This is a genomic window from Pseudomonas sp. MPFS (genome assembly GCF_022537035.1).
Classification (GTDB): domain Bacteria; phylum Pseudomonadota; class Gammaproteobacteria; order Pseudomonadales; family Pseudomonadaceae; genus Aquipseudomonas; species Aquipseudomonas sessilinigenes.
Window position 1 is genome coordinate 1177948 of sequence record NZ_CP066123.1, and the last position, 17780, is coordinate 1195727.

Annotated in this window: 18 protein-coding genes; 9 read left to right on the forward strand and 9 right to left on the reverse strand. The window is 63.1% G+C overall.

The genetic code is table 11. The features are described from left to right. Positions 1-113: 113 nt before the first annotated feature. Positions 114-1592, reverse strand: a complete 1479-nt coding sequence (gene rhlB / locus I9018_RS05290; protein WP_241108893.1) for an ATP-dependent RNA helicase RhlB — start codon at positions 1590-1592, stop codon at positions 114-116. 96 nt (positions 1593-1688) lie between these two features. After that, complete coding sequence (locus I9018_RS05295) at positions 1689-2345, reverse strand: alpha/beta fold hydrolase (protein ID WP_241108894.1); 657 nt, start codon at positions 2343-2345, stop codon at positions 1689-1691. Between I9018_RS05295 and I9018_RS32685 the strand changes: the two genes are divergently transcribed. From I9018_RS32685 to I9018_RS05320, 6 genes are all read left to right on the forward strand, one after another. After that, positions 2344-2478 (forward strand): hypothetical protein, encoded by a 135-nt coding sequence (locus I9018_RS32685; protein WP_277398093.1) that lies wholly within the window; start codon positions 2344-2346, stop codon positions 2476-2478. The genes I9018_RS05295 and I9018_RS32685 overlap by 2 nt on opposite strands. Before the next feature lie 129 nt (positions 2479-2607). Beyond that, a complete protein-coding gene (locus I9018_RS05300; RefSeq protein WP_068583486.1) occupies positions 2608-3267 on the forward strand; it encodes a FadR/GntR family transcriptional regulator in 660 nt (219 codons plus the stop codon). Positions 3268-3281: 14 nt separating this feature from the next. Further along, the gene (locus I9018_RS05305) at positions 3282-4553 is read left to right on the forward strand and encodes a CynX/NimT family MFS transporter (protein WP_241108895.1); all 1272 of its coding nucleotides are present in this window, start codon (positions 3282-3284) and stop codon (positions 4551-4553) included. A 98-nt stretch (positions 4554-4651) separates the two neighbouring features. Further along, the gene (locus I9018_RS05310; protein WP_241108896.1) at positions 4652-5122 is read left to right on the forward strand and encodes a nuclear transport factor 2 family protein; all 471 of its coding nucleotides are present in this window, start codon (positions 4652-4654) and stop codon (positions 5120-5122) included. A gap of 52 nt (positions 5123-5174) precedes the next feature. Next, positions 5175-5492: a GIY-YIG nuclease family protein gene (locus I9018_RS05315; protein ID WP_068583765.1), complete on the forward strand. Its 318-nt coding sequence runs from the start codon at positions 5175-5177 to the stop codon at positions 5490-5492. Between the two features lie 87 nt (positions 5493-5579). Further along, a complete protein-coding gene (locus I9018_RS05320) occupies positions 5580-6515 on the forward strand; it encodes a glutathione S-transferase family protein (protein WP_241108897.1) in 936 nt (311 codons plus the stop codon). Between the two features lie 16 nt (positions 6516-6531). On the opposite strand, the gene I9018_RS05325 is transcribed toward I9018_RS05320, so the two are convergent. Beyond that, entirely contained in the window at positions 6532-6885 is a 354-nt protein-coding gene (locus I9018_RS05325) for a glutaredoxin family protein (RefSeq protein ID WP_241108898.1), read from the reverse strand. Further along, on the reverse strand, positions 6885-7889 hold the full coding sequence (yejK, locus tag I9018_RS05330) for a nucleoid-associated protein YejK (protein ID WP_022642461.1): 1005 nt from the start codon (positions 7887-7889) through the stop codon (positions 6885-6887). The genes I9018_RS05325 and yejK overlap by 1 nt, the downstream gene beginning before the upstream one ends. 394 nt (positions 7890-8283) lie before the next feature. On the opposite strand from yejK, the gene I9018_RS05335 reads away from it, so the two are divergent. After that, a complete protein-coding gene (locus I9018_RS05335; RefSeq protein WP_003440137.1) occupies positions 8284-8565 on the forward strand; it encodes an HU family DNA-binding protein in 282 nt (93 codons plus the stop codon). Positions 8566-8659: 94 nt separating this feature from the next. Here I9018_RS05335 and rlmF read toward each other — a convergent pair whose 3' ends face one another. The 5 genes from rlmF to I9018_RS05360 form a co-directional block, all read right to left on the reverse strand. After that, entirely contained in the window at positions 8660-9685 is a 1026-nt protein-coding gene (gene rlmF / locus I9018_RS05340) for a 23S rRNA (adenine(1618)-N(6))-methyltransferase RlmF (protein ID WP_241108899.1), read from the reverse strand. A 154-nt stretch (positions 9686-9839) separates the two neighbouring features. Further along, positions 9840-12686, reverse strand: a complete 2847-nt coding sequence (locus tag I9018_RS05345; protein ID WP_241108900.1) for a valine--tRNA ligase — start codon at positions 12684-12686, stop codon at positions 9840-9842. 119 nt (positions 12687-12805) lie between these two features. Further along, complete coding sequence (locus I9018_RS05350) at positions 12806-13255, reverse strand: DNA polymerase III subunit chi (protein WP_068583505.1); 450 nt, start codon at positions 13253-13255, stop codon at positions 12806-12808. Positions 13256-13262: 7 nt separating this feature from the next. Then, positions 13263-13691 carry a DNA polymerase III subunit chi gene (locus tag I9018_RS05355; RefSeq protein ID WP_068583509.1) on the reverse strand — a complete coding sequence of 143 codons (429 nt, stop codon included), beginning with the start codon at positions 13689-13691 and terminating at the stop codon, positions 13263-13265. A 55-nt stretch (positions 13692-13746) separates the two neighbouring features. Beyond that, the gene (locus tag I9018_RS05360; RefSeq protein WP_241108901.1) at positions 13747-15237 is read right to left on the reverse strand and encodes a leucyl aminopeptidase; all 1491 of its coding nucleotides are present in this window, start codon (positions 15235-15237) and stop codon (positions 13747-13749) included. A gap of 305 nt (positions 15238-15542) precedes the next feature. On the opposite strand from I9018_RS05360, the gene lptF reads away from it, so the two are divergent. Continuing rightward, a complete protein-coding gene (gene lptF, locus I9018_RS05365) occupies positions 15543-16661 on the forward strand; it encodes an LPS export ABC transporter permease LptF (protein WP_068583515.1) in 1119 nt (372 codons plus the stop codon). Further along, positions 16654-17715, forward strand: a complete 1062-nt coding sequence (lptG, locus tag I9018_RS05370; protein ID WP_241108902.1) for an LPS export ABC transporter permease LptG — start codon at positions 16654-16656, stop codon at positions 17713-17715. The genes lptF and lptG overlap by 8 nt, the downstream gene beginning before the upstream one ends. Positions 17716-17780: the final 65 nt, after the last annotated feature.

Genomic DNA, 17780 nt, shown 5'->3' on the forward strand with positions numbered 1-17780 from the left:
TTTTTTATAAACTCATTAGTCCATTATGGACTTTTAGTTTATTCGGGCAATATCCAGGCGAAAAAAAACGCAGCCCCAAGGCTGCGTCTTTACTGGGCCAGGTCCGCTTGGACTCAGGCTTGCGGGCGCTTGCGCTCCACGGCGCGCAGCAGCTCGGTGGGCGGCATTTCGCAACTGATCTTGCGCCCCAGCAGCTCCTCGATCGCTGGCAGCTGGTAGGAGTCGTCCTCGCCGGCGAAGCTGATGGATACGCCATCGGCGCCGGCCCGGCCGGTCCGGCCGATGCGGTGCACGTAGTCGTCGGGGACTTCCGGCAGGGTGAAGTTGATCACGTGGCTGATGCCGTCGATATGGATGCCGCGGCCGGCGACGTCAGTGGCCACCAGGACCCGGATCTTGCCTTCGCGGAAGCCTTCCAGGGTCTTGATCCTTTTGTGCTGCGGCACGTCGCCGGAGAGCTGGGCGGCGTTGACGCCGTCACGCACCAGGCGTTCCTCGATGCGCCGCACTTCATCCTTGCGGTTGGCGAAGACCATCACCCGTTCCCAGCCGTTGTCGTTGACCAGGTTGTACAGCAGCTTGTACTTGTCGGCACCGGCCACGGCGTAGATGTGCTGCTCGACGTTGGCGTTGGCGACGTTCTCGGCTTCGATCTCGACGATCGCCGGGTCGGTGGTCCACTGCTTGGCCAGGTTCATCACGTCGTCGGTGAAGGTGGCGGAGAACAGCAGGGTCTGGCGTTCGCTCTTGGGCGGGGTCTGGCGGATGATCTGCCGCACCTGGGGGATGAAGCCCATGTCGAGCATGCGGTCGGCTTCGTCCAGCACCATCACCTCGACCATGTCCAGGTGCACGTCGCCGCGCTGGTTGAAGTCCAGCAGGCGGCCAGGGGTGGCTACCAGGATGTCGCAGTGGCGGGCTTCGAGCTGCTTGAGCTGCTTGTCGAAGTCCATGCCGCCGACGAAGGTCATCACGTTCAGGCCGGTGTACTTGGTCAGGGCCGCGGCGTCCTTGGCGATCTGCACCACCAGTTCCCGGGTCGGCGCGATGACCAGCGCCCGCGGCTCGCCCATGTAGCGTTCCTTGGGCGGCGGGGTCTGCAGCAGCTGGGTGATGATCGAGATCAGGAACGCGGCGGTCTTGCCGGTGCCGGTCTGGGCGCGACCGATGGCGTCCTTGCCCGCCAGGGTGAAGCCCAGTACCTGGGCCTGGATCGGCGTGCAGTAGGGGAAACCCAGGTCGTGGATGGCGTGCATCAGTTCCGGGGTGAGCTTGAAGTCGTGGAAGCGGGTCTTGCCTTCCTGAGGCTCGACCACGAAGTCTTCCAGCTTCCAGGTGCTCACCGGCGGTTTTGGGGCGCGTGGACGACGCTGCTCGGCCTTGGGTTTTTCCGTGCGCGGCGCCTTGGGAGTGGAAGGGGCGGCCGGTGTGGTCACCGGTTCTTTATTAGTGGCGGTAGCGGGCGCGCTCCGTTCCGGCTGGTGGCCGTCATGGCGGCTGCTGGAAGGGGGGATGGGGGCGCTGGGGCTTGGCGCGCTTGGCTCTGCCTCGCTTTTACCGAAGATTTTCTTGAGTGCTTTGAGCACGGTCATCTCATCAATTGGTTAAGGAATGTACGCCGGCCAGTGTAATGCAAGAAACGGGCGCGGCGTAGTCTGTTGCTCGCCATGTGAACGACGGGCGGTTTTTTAGCGCAGACGCTCGCTCAACCAGGTGCCGATGTCGCGGATTTCCTCGGGCAACACTTCATGTTCCATCGGGTATTCCTGCCAGGTGGCGCTCACGCCGTGCTGCTTGAGGTATTCATAGGCCGTGCGTCCCATGGCGTTCTGCACCACTTCGTCATATTGGCCGTGCAGCGCCAGTACCGGAATCCGTTGCTGGCTGGCCGACAGGTGCAGTTCGTCGCTGAACGTCGGGGCATAGGTCGAGAGTGCCAACACCCCGCCCAGTGGACCTTGCCACTTGAGGAAGGCGGTGTGCAGCACCACTGCGCCGCCCTGGGAGAAGCCGGCGAGGAAGATTCGCGAGGCATCGATGCCGCTGGCCCGTTGCTCCTCGATCAGGCGGATGACTTCGTCGGCGGACTCTTCGAGTTGCTCGCGGCTGATGGCCCGGGCCGGGTTCATGGCCAGGATGTCGTACCAGCTGGGCATGGCGTAGCCGCCATTGATGGTCACGGCCCGCGTGGGGGCCTGGGGCAGGACGAAGCGGGTGCTCAGCAGTGTCTCTTGCAACGCCTCGGCCACCGGCAGGAAGTCGTAGCGATCCGCGCCCAGGCCGTGAAGCCAGATCACGCAGGCATCGGCAGGCTTGCTGGGCTGAAGAATCAGGGGCTGGGTCATGGTTGCTCCAATTGTGTGCGTACGCGCCGGCCCGGGCATGGTCCAGGGGCGCGGCAAGTTGATCGGTGAAGGTGGCGCCAGGGCCAGCGGTTGCTGGCGTAACACTAACAGGCTGGCGCCGGCCTGGGGATAGCCAGCTATGTCCTTCAACTTGCAGGATGAGGTACAGGAGAAATTGCAAGGCAGAACATTGAACTCCGAGAAAAGCCTGAATACCATGTCGGGCAATTCGTCCAATGATTGGATGATACGAGTAAATGCCATGAGTGAAATGCCTCCTTTGATCAAGCGTTCCCTGGTCGACCAGGCCCTGGAGCAGTTGCGCCTGCGGATCACCCAGGGCGCCTGGGCCATCGGCCAGCGCCTGCCCACCGAGCCGGAACTGGCGGCCGAGCTGGGCATCAGCCGCAACACGGTGCGCGAGGCGATGCGGGTCCTGGCGTTTTCCGGGTTGATCGACGTGCGCCAGGGCGACGGCAGTTACCTGCGGGCGGTGGCCGATCCCCTGGATATGCTCCAGGCCTTGTCCCAGTGCTCCCTGGAGCATGCCCGGGAAACCCGGCAGATCCTCGAGGTGGAGGCGGTAGGGCTGGCGGCCCTGCGTCGTACCGAACAGGACCTCAAGGAGCTGGCCATCGCCCTGGATGACAGCAGTGGGCACTTTCATGGTGACCTGGATCGCTACATCGCCTGCGACCTGGTGTTTCACCAGCGCCTGGTGGATGCCGCGCACAACCCGACGCTCAGCCAGCTGTACCGCTATTTCTCCAGCGTGGTGGGGGCGCAGTTGCGCCAGACCCTGAATGTCACGCCTCGGCGCCAGGATATCTTCGACCGGCATCAGCACCTGCTCGATGCCATCGAACAAGGCGATGCCGAACGCGCCAAGAACATTTCCCGCCAAATGATCAACGAATCCTGAAGCCGAGACTGACCATGTCCAACCACCAGGCATCCGCCCATACCCCGCCGCCTCCGGAACTGCTGATCGACGCCGAGGCCGACGATGAAGAAGTGCAGCAGGCTCCCCCGGTGCTGCGTCGCCCCTGGCTGTTGCTGCTGGGGTTGATCCTGGTGGCGCTGAACCTGCGGCCGGCGCTGTCGAGCATGGCGCCGCTGCTCAGTGATGTATCGCAGCACCTGGGGCTGTCGGCAGCCAAGGCCGGTTTGCTGACCACCCTGCCAGTGTTGTGCCTGGGGCTGTTCGCGCCGCTGGCGCCTGTGCTGGCCCGGCGTTTCGGCGCCGAGCGGGTGGTGCTGGGGATCTTGCTGACCCTGGCCCTGGGCATCGTCGTGCGCAGTTCTTTCGGTGAGGTCGGGGTGTTCGCCGGGAGCATCCTGGCGGGCGCCAGCATCGGGGTGATCGGCGTGTTGCTGCCGGGTATTGTCAAGCGTGATTTCGCGCGCCATGCCGGGACCATGACCGGGGTCTACACCATGGCCCTGTGCCTGGGCGCCGCCATGGCCGCGGGGGCTACCGTGCCCTTGAGCCATGCCTTTGGCGACAGCTGGGCCATGGGCCTGGGTTTCTGGGTGGTGCCGGCGCTGGTGGCGGGGGTGTTCTGGCTGCCCCAGGTCGGGCAGAAGCACGGCGCCCATCATGTGGCTTTTCGTGTACGCGGTCTGTTGCGTGATCGCCTGGCCTGGCAGGTGACCCTGTACATGGGCCTGCAGTCTTCCCTGGCCTACATCGTGTTCGGCTGGTTGCCGTCGATTCTCATCGGTCGCGGCCTGAGCCCGACCCAGGCGGGACTGGTGCTGTCGGGCTCGGTGATCGTGCAGTTGATCAGCTCCCTGGCCGCGCCCTGGCTGGCGACCCGGGGCAAGGATCAGCGCCTGGCCATCGTGATCGTCATGCTGATGACCCTGGGCGGCCTGTTCGGTTGCCTGTATGCGCCGCTCGATGGCCTGTGGGGCTGGGCGATCCTGCTGGGCCTGGGCCAGGGCGGTACCTTCAGCCTGGCCCTGACCCTGATCGTGCTGCGCTCGCGTGATCCTCATGTGGCCGCCAATCTGTCGAGCATGGCCCAGGGCATCGGCTACACCCTGGCCTCCATGGGGCCGTTCGCGGTGGGCCTGGTGCACGACTGGACCGGGGGCTGGAACGCCGTGGGCTGGATTTTCGCGGTGTTGGGGGGCGGAGCCATCATCGCCGGGCTGGGTGCTGGTCGCGCACTTTATGTACAGGTGCAGAGCGAAAGAATCTGACTGGCCTCACTACCGGTATTTACAGGGTAAATGCCGGTAGTGTTCCAGCGGCTTGCGGATTATCGTGCAGGCATTCCACGTCCGTTCGGAGTCTGTCCATGAGTGATGCCCATCGCGCCCTGATCAGCGAGTTCTACCGGGCTTTCCAGCGCCTGGATGCCGAGGCCATGAGCGCCTGCTACACCGAGGATGTGCTGTTCAGCGATCCGGCCTTTGGCGAGCTGCGCGGGCGTGATGCCGGTGATATGTGGCGCATGCTGGCCTCGCGGGCCAAGGATTTTTCCCTGACATTCGACAGCGTGCGTGCCGATGAGCGCAGCGGTGGCGCGCACTGGGTGGCGACCTACCTGTTCAGTCAGACCGGGCGCACCGTGGTCAATGATATCCAGGCGCGTTTCGTGTTTCGCGACGGCAAGATCTGCGAGCACCACGATCATTTCGACATGTGGCGCTGGGCCCGCCAGGCCCTGGGCACCCAAGGCCTTCTGCTGGGCTGGACACCGCTGCTCAAGAATGCCGTGCGCGCCCAGGCGCGCAAGGGTTTGAAGGCCTTCCAGAGCGGTCGCTGAATCCATCCTCTGTTAAGATCGCGGCTTGTTATCCACAAGCCCGATGCCTTTCGTGACCAGCCCCGATCCGTCCTCCGTCGCTTGCGCCGTGCCACCGGCGCCGGCCAGCAAACCCTGGTTCGTCTACCTGGTGCGGGCGGCCAATGGCGCCTTGTACTGCGGTATCAGCGATGATCCACAGCGGCGTTTCGCCAAGCATCAAAGCGGCAAGGGCGCGCGCTTCTTCCTCTCCAGCCCGGCGGTCGCGCTGGTCTACACCGAGGCCTGTCGCGACAAGAGCGAAGCCCTGCGCCAGGAGCGGCTGATCAAGAAGCTCAAGAAGAGTGCCAAGGAGTGCCTGGTGGCGGGGGCGGCTGCATCATCAATCTGACTGATGGTTTCCCATCAGTCGAATTCGTAGGTCATCGACTGATTGCGCGCTAAGCTCAAGCCTCTTTTTCTCATGGCGGAGACTGGTATGTCAGAGTTGATCCTTCATCACTACTCGACCTCACCCTTTGCGGAGAAAGCCCGCTTGCTGTTGGGTTTCAAGGGGCTTTCCTGGCGCTCGGTGAAGATCGCCCCGGTGATGCCCAAGCCCGACCTGACCGCGTTGACCGGTGGCTATCGCAAGACTCCGGTGCTGCAGGTCGGGGCCGACGTCTATTGCGATACGGCCATGATCGCCCGGCGCCTGGAGCAGGAAAAAGCCAGCCCGGCGCTGTTTCCCGAGGGCCAGGAGCTGACCAGCGCGACCTTCGCCGCCTGGGCCGACTCGACGGTGTTCCAGCATGCGGTGACCCTGGTGTTCCAGCCTGAATCGGCCGCGGTGCGTTTCGGCAAGCTGCCGCCGGAGGCGCGCAAGGCGTTCATGGCCGACCGGGCCGGGCTGTTCAGTGGCGGCAGTGCCAGCCGGGTACCCCTGGAGCAGGCCAGGCACCAATGGCCGACCTTCATGGCGCGCCTGGAGCAGCAGTTACAGCGCGAACCGGGGGACTTCCTGTTTGGCCCGCCGTCGATCGCCGACATTGCCATGGCTCACCCCCTGTGGTTCCTCAAGGGCACCCCGGTGACCGCGCCGCTGGTGGATGAATACCCGGCGGTCGCCGCCTGGCTGGCCCGGGTGCTGGATTTCGGCCACGGCGCCTCCAGCGAGATGAGCGCCGAAGAGGCCCTGGCGGTGGCGCACGCCGCCACACCGGCACCGCTGCCCCAGGAGGCTTTCGTCGATCCCAATGGTTTCAAGGCCGGCCAGCAGGTGGTGATTGCCGCGACCGACTATGGGGTCGATCCGGTGGCCGGGGAGTTGCTGTTCGCCGGGAGCGAAGAGCTGATCCTGCGTCGCGAGGACCCGCGCGCCGGTGTGGTGCACGTGCACTTCCCGCGCCTGGGGTTTGGCATCCAGGCCCAGTGACCTGCTGCCAAGGCCGCTACTTGGGCAGGGCGGCCATGATGGCGTCGGGATCGTAGGTGCGGATCAGGGTACCGTTCACGTCCAGGATCGGAATCCCGGCGCCGCCCAGGTCGATGTAGGCCTGGCGCGCGCTGGGGTCTTTCTCGATATCGAACTCCCGATAGGGAATGCCCTTCTGGTCGAGAAAGCGCCGGGTGGCCTTGCAGTAGCCGCACCAGTCGGTGGCGTACAGCACCACCCTGGCCTGGCTACGGGTGGTCTCGGAAACCGCCGCGCCAGGATCGAGCAATCGCTCGATCTTGCCCCAATGCTGGTAGAGCACCACCACCAGCAGGATCAGCAGGAACTTCTTCAAGACCCCCTGGAGCATCAGTTGCGACGCTTGAGCTGGTCAGTCAACTGAGTGGGCAGGCCCTTGATGATCAGGGTCCCGGCTTCTTCGTCGTACTCGATCTTCGAACCCAGCAGGTGGGCCTCGAAGCTGATGGACAGGCCTTCGGCGCGGCCGGTGAAGCGGCGGAACTGGTTGAGGGTGCGCTTGTCTGCCGGGATTTCCGGTGACAAGCCGTAGTCCTTGTTGCGGATGTGGTCGTAGAACGCCTTCGGCCGGTCTTCGTCGATCAATTCCGACAGCTCTTCCAGGCCCACCGGTTCGCCGAGCTTGGCCTGGCTGCTGGCGTAGTCCACCAGGGCCTTGGTCTTCTCCCGCGCCGAATCTTCGGGCAGGTCCTCGCTTTCGACGAAGTCGCTGAAGGCCTTGAGCAGGGTACGGGTTTCGCCCGGACCGTCGACACCTTCCTGGCAACCGATGAAGTCGCGGAAGTATTCCGAGACCTTCTTGCCGTTCTTGCCCTTGATGAACGAGATGTACTGTTTGGACTGCTTGTTGTTCTGCCACTCGGAGACGTTGATCCGCGCCGCCAGGTGCAGTTGGCCCAGATCCAGGTGACGGGAGGGCGTCACGTCCAACTGGTCGGTCACCGCCACGCCTTCGCTGTGGTGCAGCAAGGCGATGGCCAGGTAGTCGGTCATGCCTTGTTGATAGTGGGCGAACAGCACGTGACCGCCCACCGACAGGTTGGATTCTTCCATCAGCTTTTGCAGATGCTCCACCGCCACCCGGCTGAAGGCGGTGAAGTCCTGGCCGCCATCGAGGTACTCCTTCAGCCAGCCGCTGAAGGGAAAGGCACCGGATTCCGGATGGAACAGACCCCAGGCCTTGCCCTGCTTGGCGTTATAGCTTTCGTTGAGGTCGGCGAGCATGTTTTCGATGGCCGCGGACTCTGCCAGCTCCGAGTCGCGGGCGTGCAGGACGGCGGGGCTGCCGTCGGGTTTCTTGTCGATCAGGTGGACGATGCAATGACGGATCGGCATGGGCTTCTCGGCTGGTTTGAGGGGGAGGGCGGGCTCCCCGAAAAAGTGCCCAGTGTACCGCACCCAATGGTTTTGGCGGGGCTCGCCGGGCGATGAACGGCTTGTCGGTGCAGCTTATGCACTTTTTTACCGATTTAGAGCAATAAAGCTGACCAAATGGCTAGGTAGAGGCGGATATTTCCCCGTCTGTGTGCTAGTTTTGCCCCGTCTTACGCGGTGTCTCTGCGTTAAGCGTGCAGTCAGCATTTGTCGGGTCGAACCAAACCCAGATTTCGGTATCTATAACCCCGATCCGTCGTGGTTGTAACCGGGGTGCCAGATCCACAAGATCTGGCTCGATGGCTGACACTGCACTCTGCAATCCAAATGAATTTGATAGGGAAGGAACACCATAATGGCTATTACTAAAGACCAACTGATCGCCGATATCGCTGAAGCTATCGACGCGCCGAAAACCACCGCGCGTAACGCCCTGGATCAACTGGCCCAGATCGTTGCTGATCAATTGGAAAATGGCGGCGAAATCACTCTGCCAGGTATCGGCAAGCTGAAAGTGACCGAGCGTCCTGCCCGTACTGGCCGTAACCCATCGACTGGCGCTGCCATCGAAATCGCTGCCAAGAAAGTGATCAAGCTGGTTGTGGCTAAAGGCCTGACCGACGCTGTGAACAAGTAATACTTGCAGTGAAACCGTGCTCAGAGTCTTCCGGGCACGGTTTGTGTGATACCGACTCACGCAAGGTGAGTTGTCGCTGAATCCCCCGCCTCCTTCAGTTTTTCCTCGTCCAGCGTTCTTCAGCCCAGGCTTGCTGCTGTGCCTTGTCCTTGAAAGTCCAGGCAACGAAGCGGCTTTGTTTCTGTCCTTGGGACATCTCCACGACCCGACTTTCCAGGGCGCCGGCTTTTTGCAGTGCGGTTTCGATGGCTGGCAGGTTCGAGGCTTTTGACACCAGGGTGCTGAACCACAGCACTTGTTGGCCGACACCGGTGCTCTCGCTGATCAGTTGGCTGACAAAGCGGATCTCGCCGCCTTCACACCACAGTTCCCGGGCCTGGCCGCCGAAGTTCAACACTGGCAGCTTGCGCTTGGGGTCGGCCTTGCCCAGGGCGCGCCATTTGCGCTGGCTGCCACGGGTGGCTTCTTCCAGGGAAGAATGGAAGGGTGGGTTGCACAGGGTCAGGTCGAAGCGCTCGGCGCTGTCGAGAAGGCCGTTCAATATCTGCTTTGGATTGCCTTGTTGGCGCAGGCTGATGGCCTTGTTCAAGCCATTGGCCTGGACGATGGCCTTGGCGGCTGCCAGGGCGGTGCTATCAATGTCCGAGCCAAGGAAATGCCAGCGATAGTCGCTGTAGCCGATCAGCGGATAGATGCAGTTGGCACCAACGCCGACATCCAGCACCCGCACTGCGGCGCCCCGGGGAATCTCGCACTGGTTGTGGTCGGCCAGCAGGTCGGCGAGAAAGTGCACGTAGTCGGCGCGACCAGGCACAGGCGGGCAGAGGAAGTCCGCTGGAATATCCCAGTGGGCGATGCCGTAGAAGGCCTTGAGCAAGGCGCGGTTGAACACCCGCACGGCGGACGGGTCGGCGAAGTCGATGCTTTCCTTGCCGTAGGGGTTGAGGATCACGAACTGGCCCAGTTCCGGGGTGCCCTTGATCAGTTGCGGGAAGTCGTAGCGCCCCTGGTGGCGGTTGCGCGGGTGCAGGCTGGCTTTTTCCCGGGGTGCGGTGGCCTTGGCAACAATGGCGGGTTTGGGCTTCTTGCGCGGCGGCTTGGGGGTATTGGGGGCGGTCATGGAGGAATGGATTCGGGGCTGGCTCAAATTGGCGGGCATTGTCCCACAAGAGCAGCGGCAAGTTTCAAGCGGTGAGCGACAAGAGAGGAGCGGACAAGCGCCATAAAAAAGGGAGGCCCTGTGGGCCTCCCTGTTTGTCTTGCGCTGGTCGCCGTTACAGGCTGGAGATCCGCGCGTGCTGCTCGGCCAGCTTGCCCAGGGCCTGTTCGGCCTCGGCCAGCTTGGCGCGTTCCTTCTCGATCACCTCGGCAGGGGCCTTGTCGACGAACGAGGCGTTGGACAGCTTGCCGCCCACACGCTGCACTTCGCCTTGCAGGCGCTGGATTTCCTTGTCCAGGCGAGCCAGTTCAGCGCCTTTGTCGATCAGGCCGGCCATTGGCACCAGCACTTCCATCTCGCCGACCAGGGCGGTGGCCGACAGCGGTGCTTCGTCGCCGGCACCCAGCACGGTGATGGACTCGAGCTTGGCCAGCTTCTTCAGCAGGGCCTCGTTCTCGGCCAGGCGGCGCTGGTCTTCGGCTCCGGCGTTCTTCAGGAACAGGGTCAGGGGCTTGCCTGGGCCGATGTTCATTTCTGCACGGATATTGCGGGTACCGAGCATCAGGCCCTTGAGCCATTCGATATCGTCTTCGGCGGCCTGGTCGATGCGTGCTTCATTGGCCACTGGCCAAGGCTGCAGCATGATGGTCTTGCCAGTACTGCCTGCCAGCGGCGCCAGGCGCTGCCAGATTTCCTCGGTGATGAACGGCATGAACGGATGGGCCAGGCGCAGGGCTACTTCCAGCACGCGGACCAGGGTCCGGCGGGTGCCGCGCTGGCGCTCGACCGGAGCGTTGTCATCCCACAGCACAGGCTTGGACAGCTCCAGGTACCAGTCGCAGTACTGGTTCCAGATGAACTCGTACAGCGCTTGGGCAGCCAGGTCGAAGCGGAACTGGTCGAGTTGACGAGTGACTTCGGCTTCGGTGCGCTGCAGTTGCGAGATGATCCAGCGGTCTGCCAGGGACAGCTCGTAAGCCTCGCCGTTCTGGCCGCAGTCCTCGCCCTTGTCCAGCACGTAGCGCGCAGCGTTCCAGATCTTGTTGCAGAAGTTGCGGTAACCCTCGACGCGGCCCATGTCGAACTTGATGTCGCGACCGGTGGTGGCCAGGGAGCAGAAGGTGAAGCGCAGGGCGTCGGTGCCATAGCTGGCGATGCCGTCGGCGAATTCGGCGCGGGTCTGCTTCTCGATGGCTTTCTGCAGCTTTGGCTGCATCAGGCCGGTGGTGCGCTTTTGCACCAGGGTCTCGAGGTCGATACCGTCGATGATGTCCAGCGGGTCAAGGACGTTGCCCTTGGACTTGGACATCTTCTGGCCCTGGCCGTCGCGGACCAGGCCGTGGACGTAGACGGTCTTGAACGGAACCTGCGGCGTGCCGTCCTCGTTCTTCACCAGGTGCATGGTGAGCATGATCATCCGGGCGACCCAGAAGAAAATGATGTCGAAGCCGGTGACCAGCACGTCGGTGGGGTGGAAGGTCTTGAGGAATTCGGTCTGCTCCGGCCAGCCCAGGGTGGAGAAGGTCCACAGGCCCGAACTGAACCAGGTGTCGAGCACGTCGTTGTCCTGCTGCAGGGCAACGTCCGGGCCGAGGTTGTGCTTGGCCCGTACTTCGGCTTCGCTGCGACCGACATAGACCTTGCCGGACTCGTCGTACCAGGCCGGGATGCGGTGGCCCCACCACAGCTGGCGGCTGATGCACCAGTCCTGGATATCGCGCATCCAGGAGAAGTACATGTTTTCGTACTGCTTGGGCACGAACTGGATGCGGCCATCTTCCACGGCAGCGATGGCAGGTTCGGCCAGGGGCTTGGTGGAGACGTACCACTGGTCGGTCAGCCACGGCTCGATGACGGTGCCGGAGCGATCGCCTTTCGGCACTTTCAGGGCGTGGTCGTCGACGCTGACCAGCAGGCCGGCGGCGTCGAAGGCGGCGACGATCTGCTTGCGCGCCTCGAAACGGTCCAGGCCGGCGTATTCGGCCGGGATCTTGCCGTCGATGCTGTCGTTCAGGCTGCCGTCCAGGTTGAATACCTGGCAGGCGGGCAGGACGCTGGCGTTCTTGTCGAAGATGTTCAGCAGCGGCAGGTTGTGGCGCTTGCCGACTTCGTAGTCGTTGAAGTCGTGGGCCGGGGTGATCTTCACGCAGCCGGTGCCGAATTCGGGGTCGCAGTAATCATCGGCGATGATCGGGATACGCCGGCCCACCAGGGGCAGCTCGACGAATTTGCCGATCAGGGCCTTGTAGCGCTCGTCTTCAGGGTTCACCGCGACGGCGGAGTCACCGAGCATGGTTTCCGGGCGAGTGGTGGCGACGATCAGGTAGTCGTTGCCTTCGGCAGTCTTGGCGCCGTCGGCCAGCGGGTACTTCAGGTTCCACAGGAACCCCTTCTCGTCGTGGTTTTCCACTTCGAGGTCGGAGATCGCGGTGTGCAGCTTGGTGTCCCAGTTGACCAGGCGCTTGCCGCGGTAGATCAGGCCGTCTTCATGCAGGCGTACGAAGGCTTCCTTCACCGCTTCCGAGAGGCCGTCGTCCATGGTGAAGCGCTCGCGGCTCCAGTCCACGGAAGAGCCCAGGCGGCGGATCTGGCGGCTGATGTTGCCACCGGATTGATCCTTCCATTCCCAGACCTTCTCCAGGAACTTCTCCCGGCCCAGGTCGTGGCGGTTCTGGCCTTGGGCTTCGATCTGGCGCTCCACCAGCATCTGGGTGGCGATACCGGCGTGGTCGGTACCGGGCTGCCACAGGGTGTTGCGACCCTGCATGCGGCGGAAACGGATCAGGGCGTCCATGATCGCGTTGTTGAAGCCGTGGCCCATGTGCAGGCTGCCGGTGACGTTCGGCGGCGGGATCATGATGGTGTAGGAGTCGCCCGCGCCTTGCGGGGCGAAATAGTTCTCTGACTCCCAGGTCTGGTACCAGGAAGTTTCAATGGCGTGCGGCTGGTAGGTCTTATCCATGCGCGGCGGGACCCTATTGGCATTTATTCAGGAAAAGCCGGGAAGTATAGCGGAGGGGGGCGGCTGCAAGCCACAAGCGGCAAGCGACAAGATGGCCAGGCCCGGCTTTTGGTCGTGGCTTACGGCTTGCCGCTGGTGGCCGCTGCGAGCAGGCGTTCCAGGCGGGCGTCGAGGCGGCGCTTGATCTCAGTCTCGATATGCGGGGCGAAATCGTCGATCACGTCCTGCATGATCAGTTGTGCAGCGGCGCGCAGCTCGCTGTCCAGGTGGAGCAAGGCATCACCGTTGTTGCCGGCAGGCGCAGGCTGGGCGACGGGAGCAGGTGCGGGTGCGGGTGTTTTTGCCGGAGCAGGCGCAGGTTGCGGTTTGGCTTGTGCCGCAGGGGGAGCTTGAGGGGTAGCGGGTTGCGGGTTGCCTTCAAGGTCGAACAGCAGGGGGATCTGTCCTTCGCTGGTAACGGTCTCGGTCAGCAGTGGCGGTTGCAGGTTCTCGTCGCCGAGCAGTTGACGGATGGACTCTAGGTCATCCAGCAGATGCACGGACTTTTGTAGCGGGTTGGGAGTGTCCATCGGATGCTCAGAGTCGTTGTAAGCGGTGATCTTGCAGAGAATAGCCCTGTTCGCGATAGAAACGGAAACTCTCGCGGGCGGCCTGACGAATAGTGGGTTCTTCCACCACCACTTCGGCAATCCGGGCAAAGCGCTGGGCAAAGGCGGGGACCTTCAGGTCCAGATTCACCAGCAGGTCGTTGTGCTCGCCAGGGTCTTGGCCCAGGCCAAGGACGATCAGTCCCTCGGGCTCGCTTTCGGCTGGACCGTGGGGCACGAAGGCCTCTCCCTTGAAGCGCCAGAGGCGGGCATCGAGCTCGTCCCGTTGTGTCGCGTCGCTGCAATGCAGGTAGATGCGGTGGCCCATGCGCCAGGCCTTGTCGGTGAGCTTGCAGGCGAAATCCAGGCGCGCTGTCGGGTCCGCGCTGGGAAGGATATAGAAGTCGACTTTGGTCATCGGGGTTCCTGAACCGGGAAGGGCACGATGTTGCGCCCTTCCGCGGTCATGGTCTTCAGGCTTTGGCGCGGTCCAGCAGGTACTGGGTCAGGAGAGGAACGGGACGGCCAGTGGCGCCCTTGTCCTTGCCGCCGCTGGTCCAGGCCGTGCCGGCGATGTCCAGGTGAGCCCAGTTCATGTTCTTGGTGAAGCGCGACAGGAAGCAGGCGGCGGTGATGGTCCCGGCCTTCGGCCCGCCAATGTTGGCGATGTCGGCGAACGGGCTGTCCAGTTGCTCCTGGTACTCGTCGAACAGCGGCAGTTGCCAGGCGCGGTCGTCGGCTTGCTGGCCGGCGCTGAGCAGTTGGCCGATCAGTTCGTCGTTGTTGCCCAGCAGGCCCGAGGTGTGGGCGCCCAGGGCTACCACGCAGGCGCCGGTCAGGGTCGCGATGTCGATCACGGCCTGGGGCTTGAAGCGTTCGGCGTAGGTCAGGGCATCGCACAGTACCAGGCGGCCTTCGGCGTCGGTATTGAGGATCTCCACGGTCTGGCCGCTCATGGTGGTGACGATGTCGCCTGGGCGCGAGGCGCCGCCGCTGGGCATGTTCTCGGCGCAGGCCAGGATGCACACCAGGTTGACCGGCAGCTTGAGTTCGAGCACCGCACGCAGGGTACCGAAGACGCTGGCGGCGCCGCCCATGTCGTACTTCATCTCGTCCATGCCGGCACCCGGCTTGAGGCTGATGCCGCCGGTATCGAAGGTGATGCCCTTGCCTACCAGTGCAAATGGCTTCTCGGATTTCTTGCCGCCGTTGTACTGCATGACGATCAGCCGTGGTGGCTGCTCGCTGCCCTGGCCTACGGCGTAGAACGAGCCCATGCCCAGTTCCTTGATTTTCTTCTCGTCGAAGACCTCGACCTTCAGTGCCTTGAACTCCTTGCCCAGGGCCTTGGCTTGCTCGCCCAGGTAGCTTGGGTGGCAGACGTTTGGCGGCAGGTTGCCCAGGTCGCGGGTGAACGCCATGCCGCTGGCGATGGCCTGGGCGTGGGTCACGGCGCGTTCCACTTCAGCCTGGGCGGCCTTGATGGTCAGCAGGGTGATCTTCTTCAGTGGACGGGCTTCGGTCTTCTGACTCTTGTAGCGATCGAAGACATAGCCGCCGTCCAGCAGGGTCTCGGCCAGCAGGCGGGTCTTGCCATAGCTGTCGCGGCCCTTGACCGCTACTTCGTCCAGGGCCAGCACTGCATCGCTGCCGCCCAGGCTTTTGAGGGTGCCCAGCACGCCGCTGATGATCTTGCGGAACGGACGGTCGCCCAGTTCTTCATCCTTGCCGGTGCCAACCAGCAGCAGGCGTTCGGCCTTGAGCTTGGCCACGCCGTGCAGCAGCAGGCTCTGGCCCACTTTGCCCGCCAGGTCGCCACGCTTGAGCACGGCGCTGATGGCGCCACCGCTGAGTTCGTCGAGTTGCTTGGCGACGTTGCCGAGTTTGCGGCCTTCGCCGACGGCGACCACCAGGGTGGCGGTCTTCAACGTTTCCGGGCTAACGCTTTTTACAACCAGTTCCATGTCCGGGTCCCTGAATGAATGGTCAAAGCGCGCAGGAAAGACTCCAGCGCGGGGCATATCTATATATAAGAAGGCGTCGCGTGCTGCCGACGACAAAGCCGCCAGTTTGAACCTCGGCGCTTGCGGCTGACAACCCTCGTTTGCGGCAAGTCGGGTGCTTTGCAGCACCGGGTGAGCATCCACCGTGACAGGCGCACGCATTCACAGGATAATGCGCCATCCTTTTTCGGCGTCCCTGCATCCTGGGGCCGCTCGATCGTTTGCTTGTTCGGCCGCCTTAGCCTGACAACCCTGGAGTGTCTGGTTTGATCGTCTTTCGTTATCTATCCCGCGAAGTCCTGCTGACCCTGAGTGCCGTGAGTGCGGTGCTGTTGGTCATCATCATGAGCGGACGCTTCGTCAAGTTTCTCGCGCAAGCCGCCTCGGGCGCCCTGGATCCGGGATCGTTGTTCCTGATCATGGGCTTTCGCATGCCGGGCTTTTTGCAGTTGATCCTGCCCCTGGGCCTGTTCCTGGGCATCCTCCTGGCCTACGGGCGGCTCTATCTTGAAAGCGAGATGACCGTGTTGTCGGCTACCGGCATGAGCCAGCAGCGCCTGCTGGGCATGACCATGATCCCGGCGACCCTGGTGGCGCTGCTGGTGGCCTGGCTGAGCCTGAGCCTGGCGCCGCAAGGTGCCAACCAGTTCCAGCTGCTGCTGAACAAGCAGGACGCCCTGACCGAGTTCGATACCCTGGTGGCCGGACGCTTCCAGGCGCTCAACGATGGCACCCGGGTGACCTATACCGAGCAACTGTCCGAGGATCGCACCAAGCTTGGCGGGGTGTTCATCTCCGAAAAACGCCTGAACCAGGAGAAAAAGGACCAGGGGATCTCGGTGCTGGTGGCCGAGAAGGGGCACCAGGATATCCGTCCTGACGGCAACCGCTACCTGATCCTGGAGAACGGTTACCGCTATGACGGCAACCCGGGCGAGGCCAACTACCGGGTGATCAAGTACGACACCTATGGTGTGCTGCTGGAACGGCCGGATGTCAGCGAGGAGGTCACCGACCGGGACGCCATGCCGACTGCCGACTTGATCGGCAAGGACGACCTGCGCGCCCGTGCCGAGCTGCAATGGCGTCTTTCCCTACCGTTGCTGGTCTTCATCGTGACCCTGATGGCGGTGCCGTTGTCCCGGGTCAACCCGCGCCAGGGTCGCTTCCTCAAGTTGATCCCGGCGATCCTTCTGTACATGGCCTACCTGACGATCCTGATCTCGGTGCGAGGCGCCTTGGAGAAGGGCAAGATTTCTCCCACCCTCGGCCTGTGGTGGGTTCACGGCTTGTTCCTGGCCATCGGCCTGGGGCTGATGTACTGGGAGCCGTTACGCTTGAAAATGGCGAGTCGTCGCAGCATGAAGGAGATGGCTCGTGGTTAAGCTCGATCGCTACATCGGTAGCAGTGTATTGATGGCCATCCTGGCGGTCCTGTTGATCATCCTGGGCCTGGCTTCGCTGTTCGCCTTCATCGATGAGATGGGCGCCGTCAGCGATACCTATACCGTGATGGATGTGTTGAGCTACGTAGTGCTCACGGCGCCGCGCCGGGTCTATGAAATGCTGCCGATGGCCGCCCTGATCGGCTGCCTGATCGGCCTGGGAACCCTGGCCAGCAACAGCGAGCTGACCATCATGCGCGCCGCTGGCGTGTCGGTGGGGCGTATCGTCTGGGCGGTGATGAAGCCGATGCTGGTGCTGATGATGGTCGGCCTGCTGGTGGGCGAGTACCTGGCCCCCGCGACTGAGACCCAGGCCCAGGCGAGCCGCGCCCTGGCCCAAGGCTCTGGCGATGCCCAGAGCTCCAAGCACGGTCTCTGGCATCGCCAGGGCGACGAGTTCATTCATATCAACGCCGTGCAGCCCAACGGCCTGTTGTACGGGGTGACTCGCTATCATTTCGACGGCCAGCGCCACATGTTGTCCTCGAGCTTCGCTCGCCAGGCGCGTTTCCACGAGAACTACTGGCAGCTGACCGAAGTCACCACCACGTATTTCCGTGATGGGCATACCGAAGTCATCAATGCCCCCGAAGAGCGCTGGGATGTGGCTTTGAGCCCGCAGTTGCTGAGTACCGTGGTGATGGCGCCGGAGTCCCTGTCCATCAGCGGCCTGTGGGGTTATATCCATTACCTGGCCGACCAGGGGCTGAACAATGGCCGTTACTGGCTGGCGTTTTGGGTCAAGATCCTGCAGCCATTGGTCACTGCCGCCCTGGTGCTGATGGCGATTTCCTTCATTTTTGGTCCGTTGCGCTCCGTGACCCTGGGGCAGCGGGTGTTTACCGGGGTGCTGGTGGGCTTCACCTTCCGTATCGCCCAGGATCTATTGGGGCCTTCGAGCCTGGTGTTTGGTTTCTCGCCCCTGTTCGCGGTGTTGGTTCCGGCCGGAATCTGCGCACTCGCCGGATTCTGGCTGTTGCGCCGGGCGGGTTGATCCGGCGTTTCTGCCTCGTTTTGGTGCAACGCCCCGGCCAGCAAGCCGGGGCGTCTTTGTGTGGG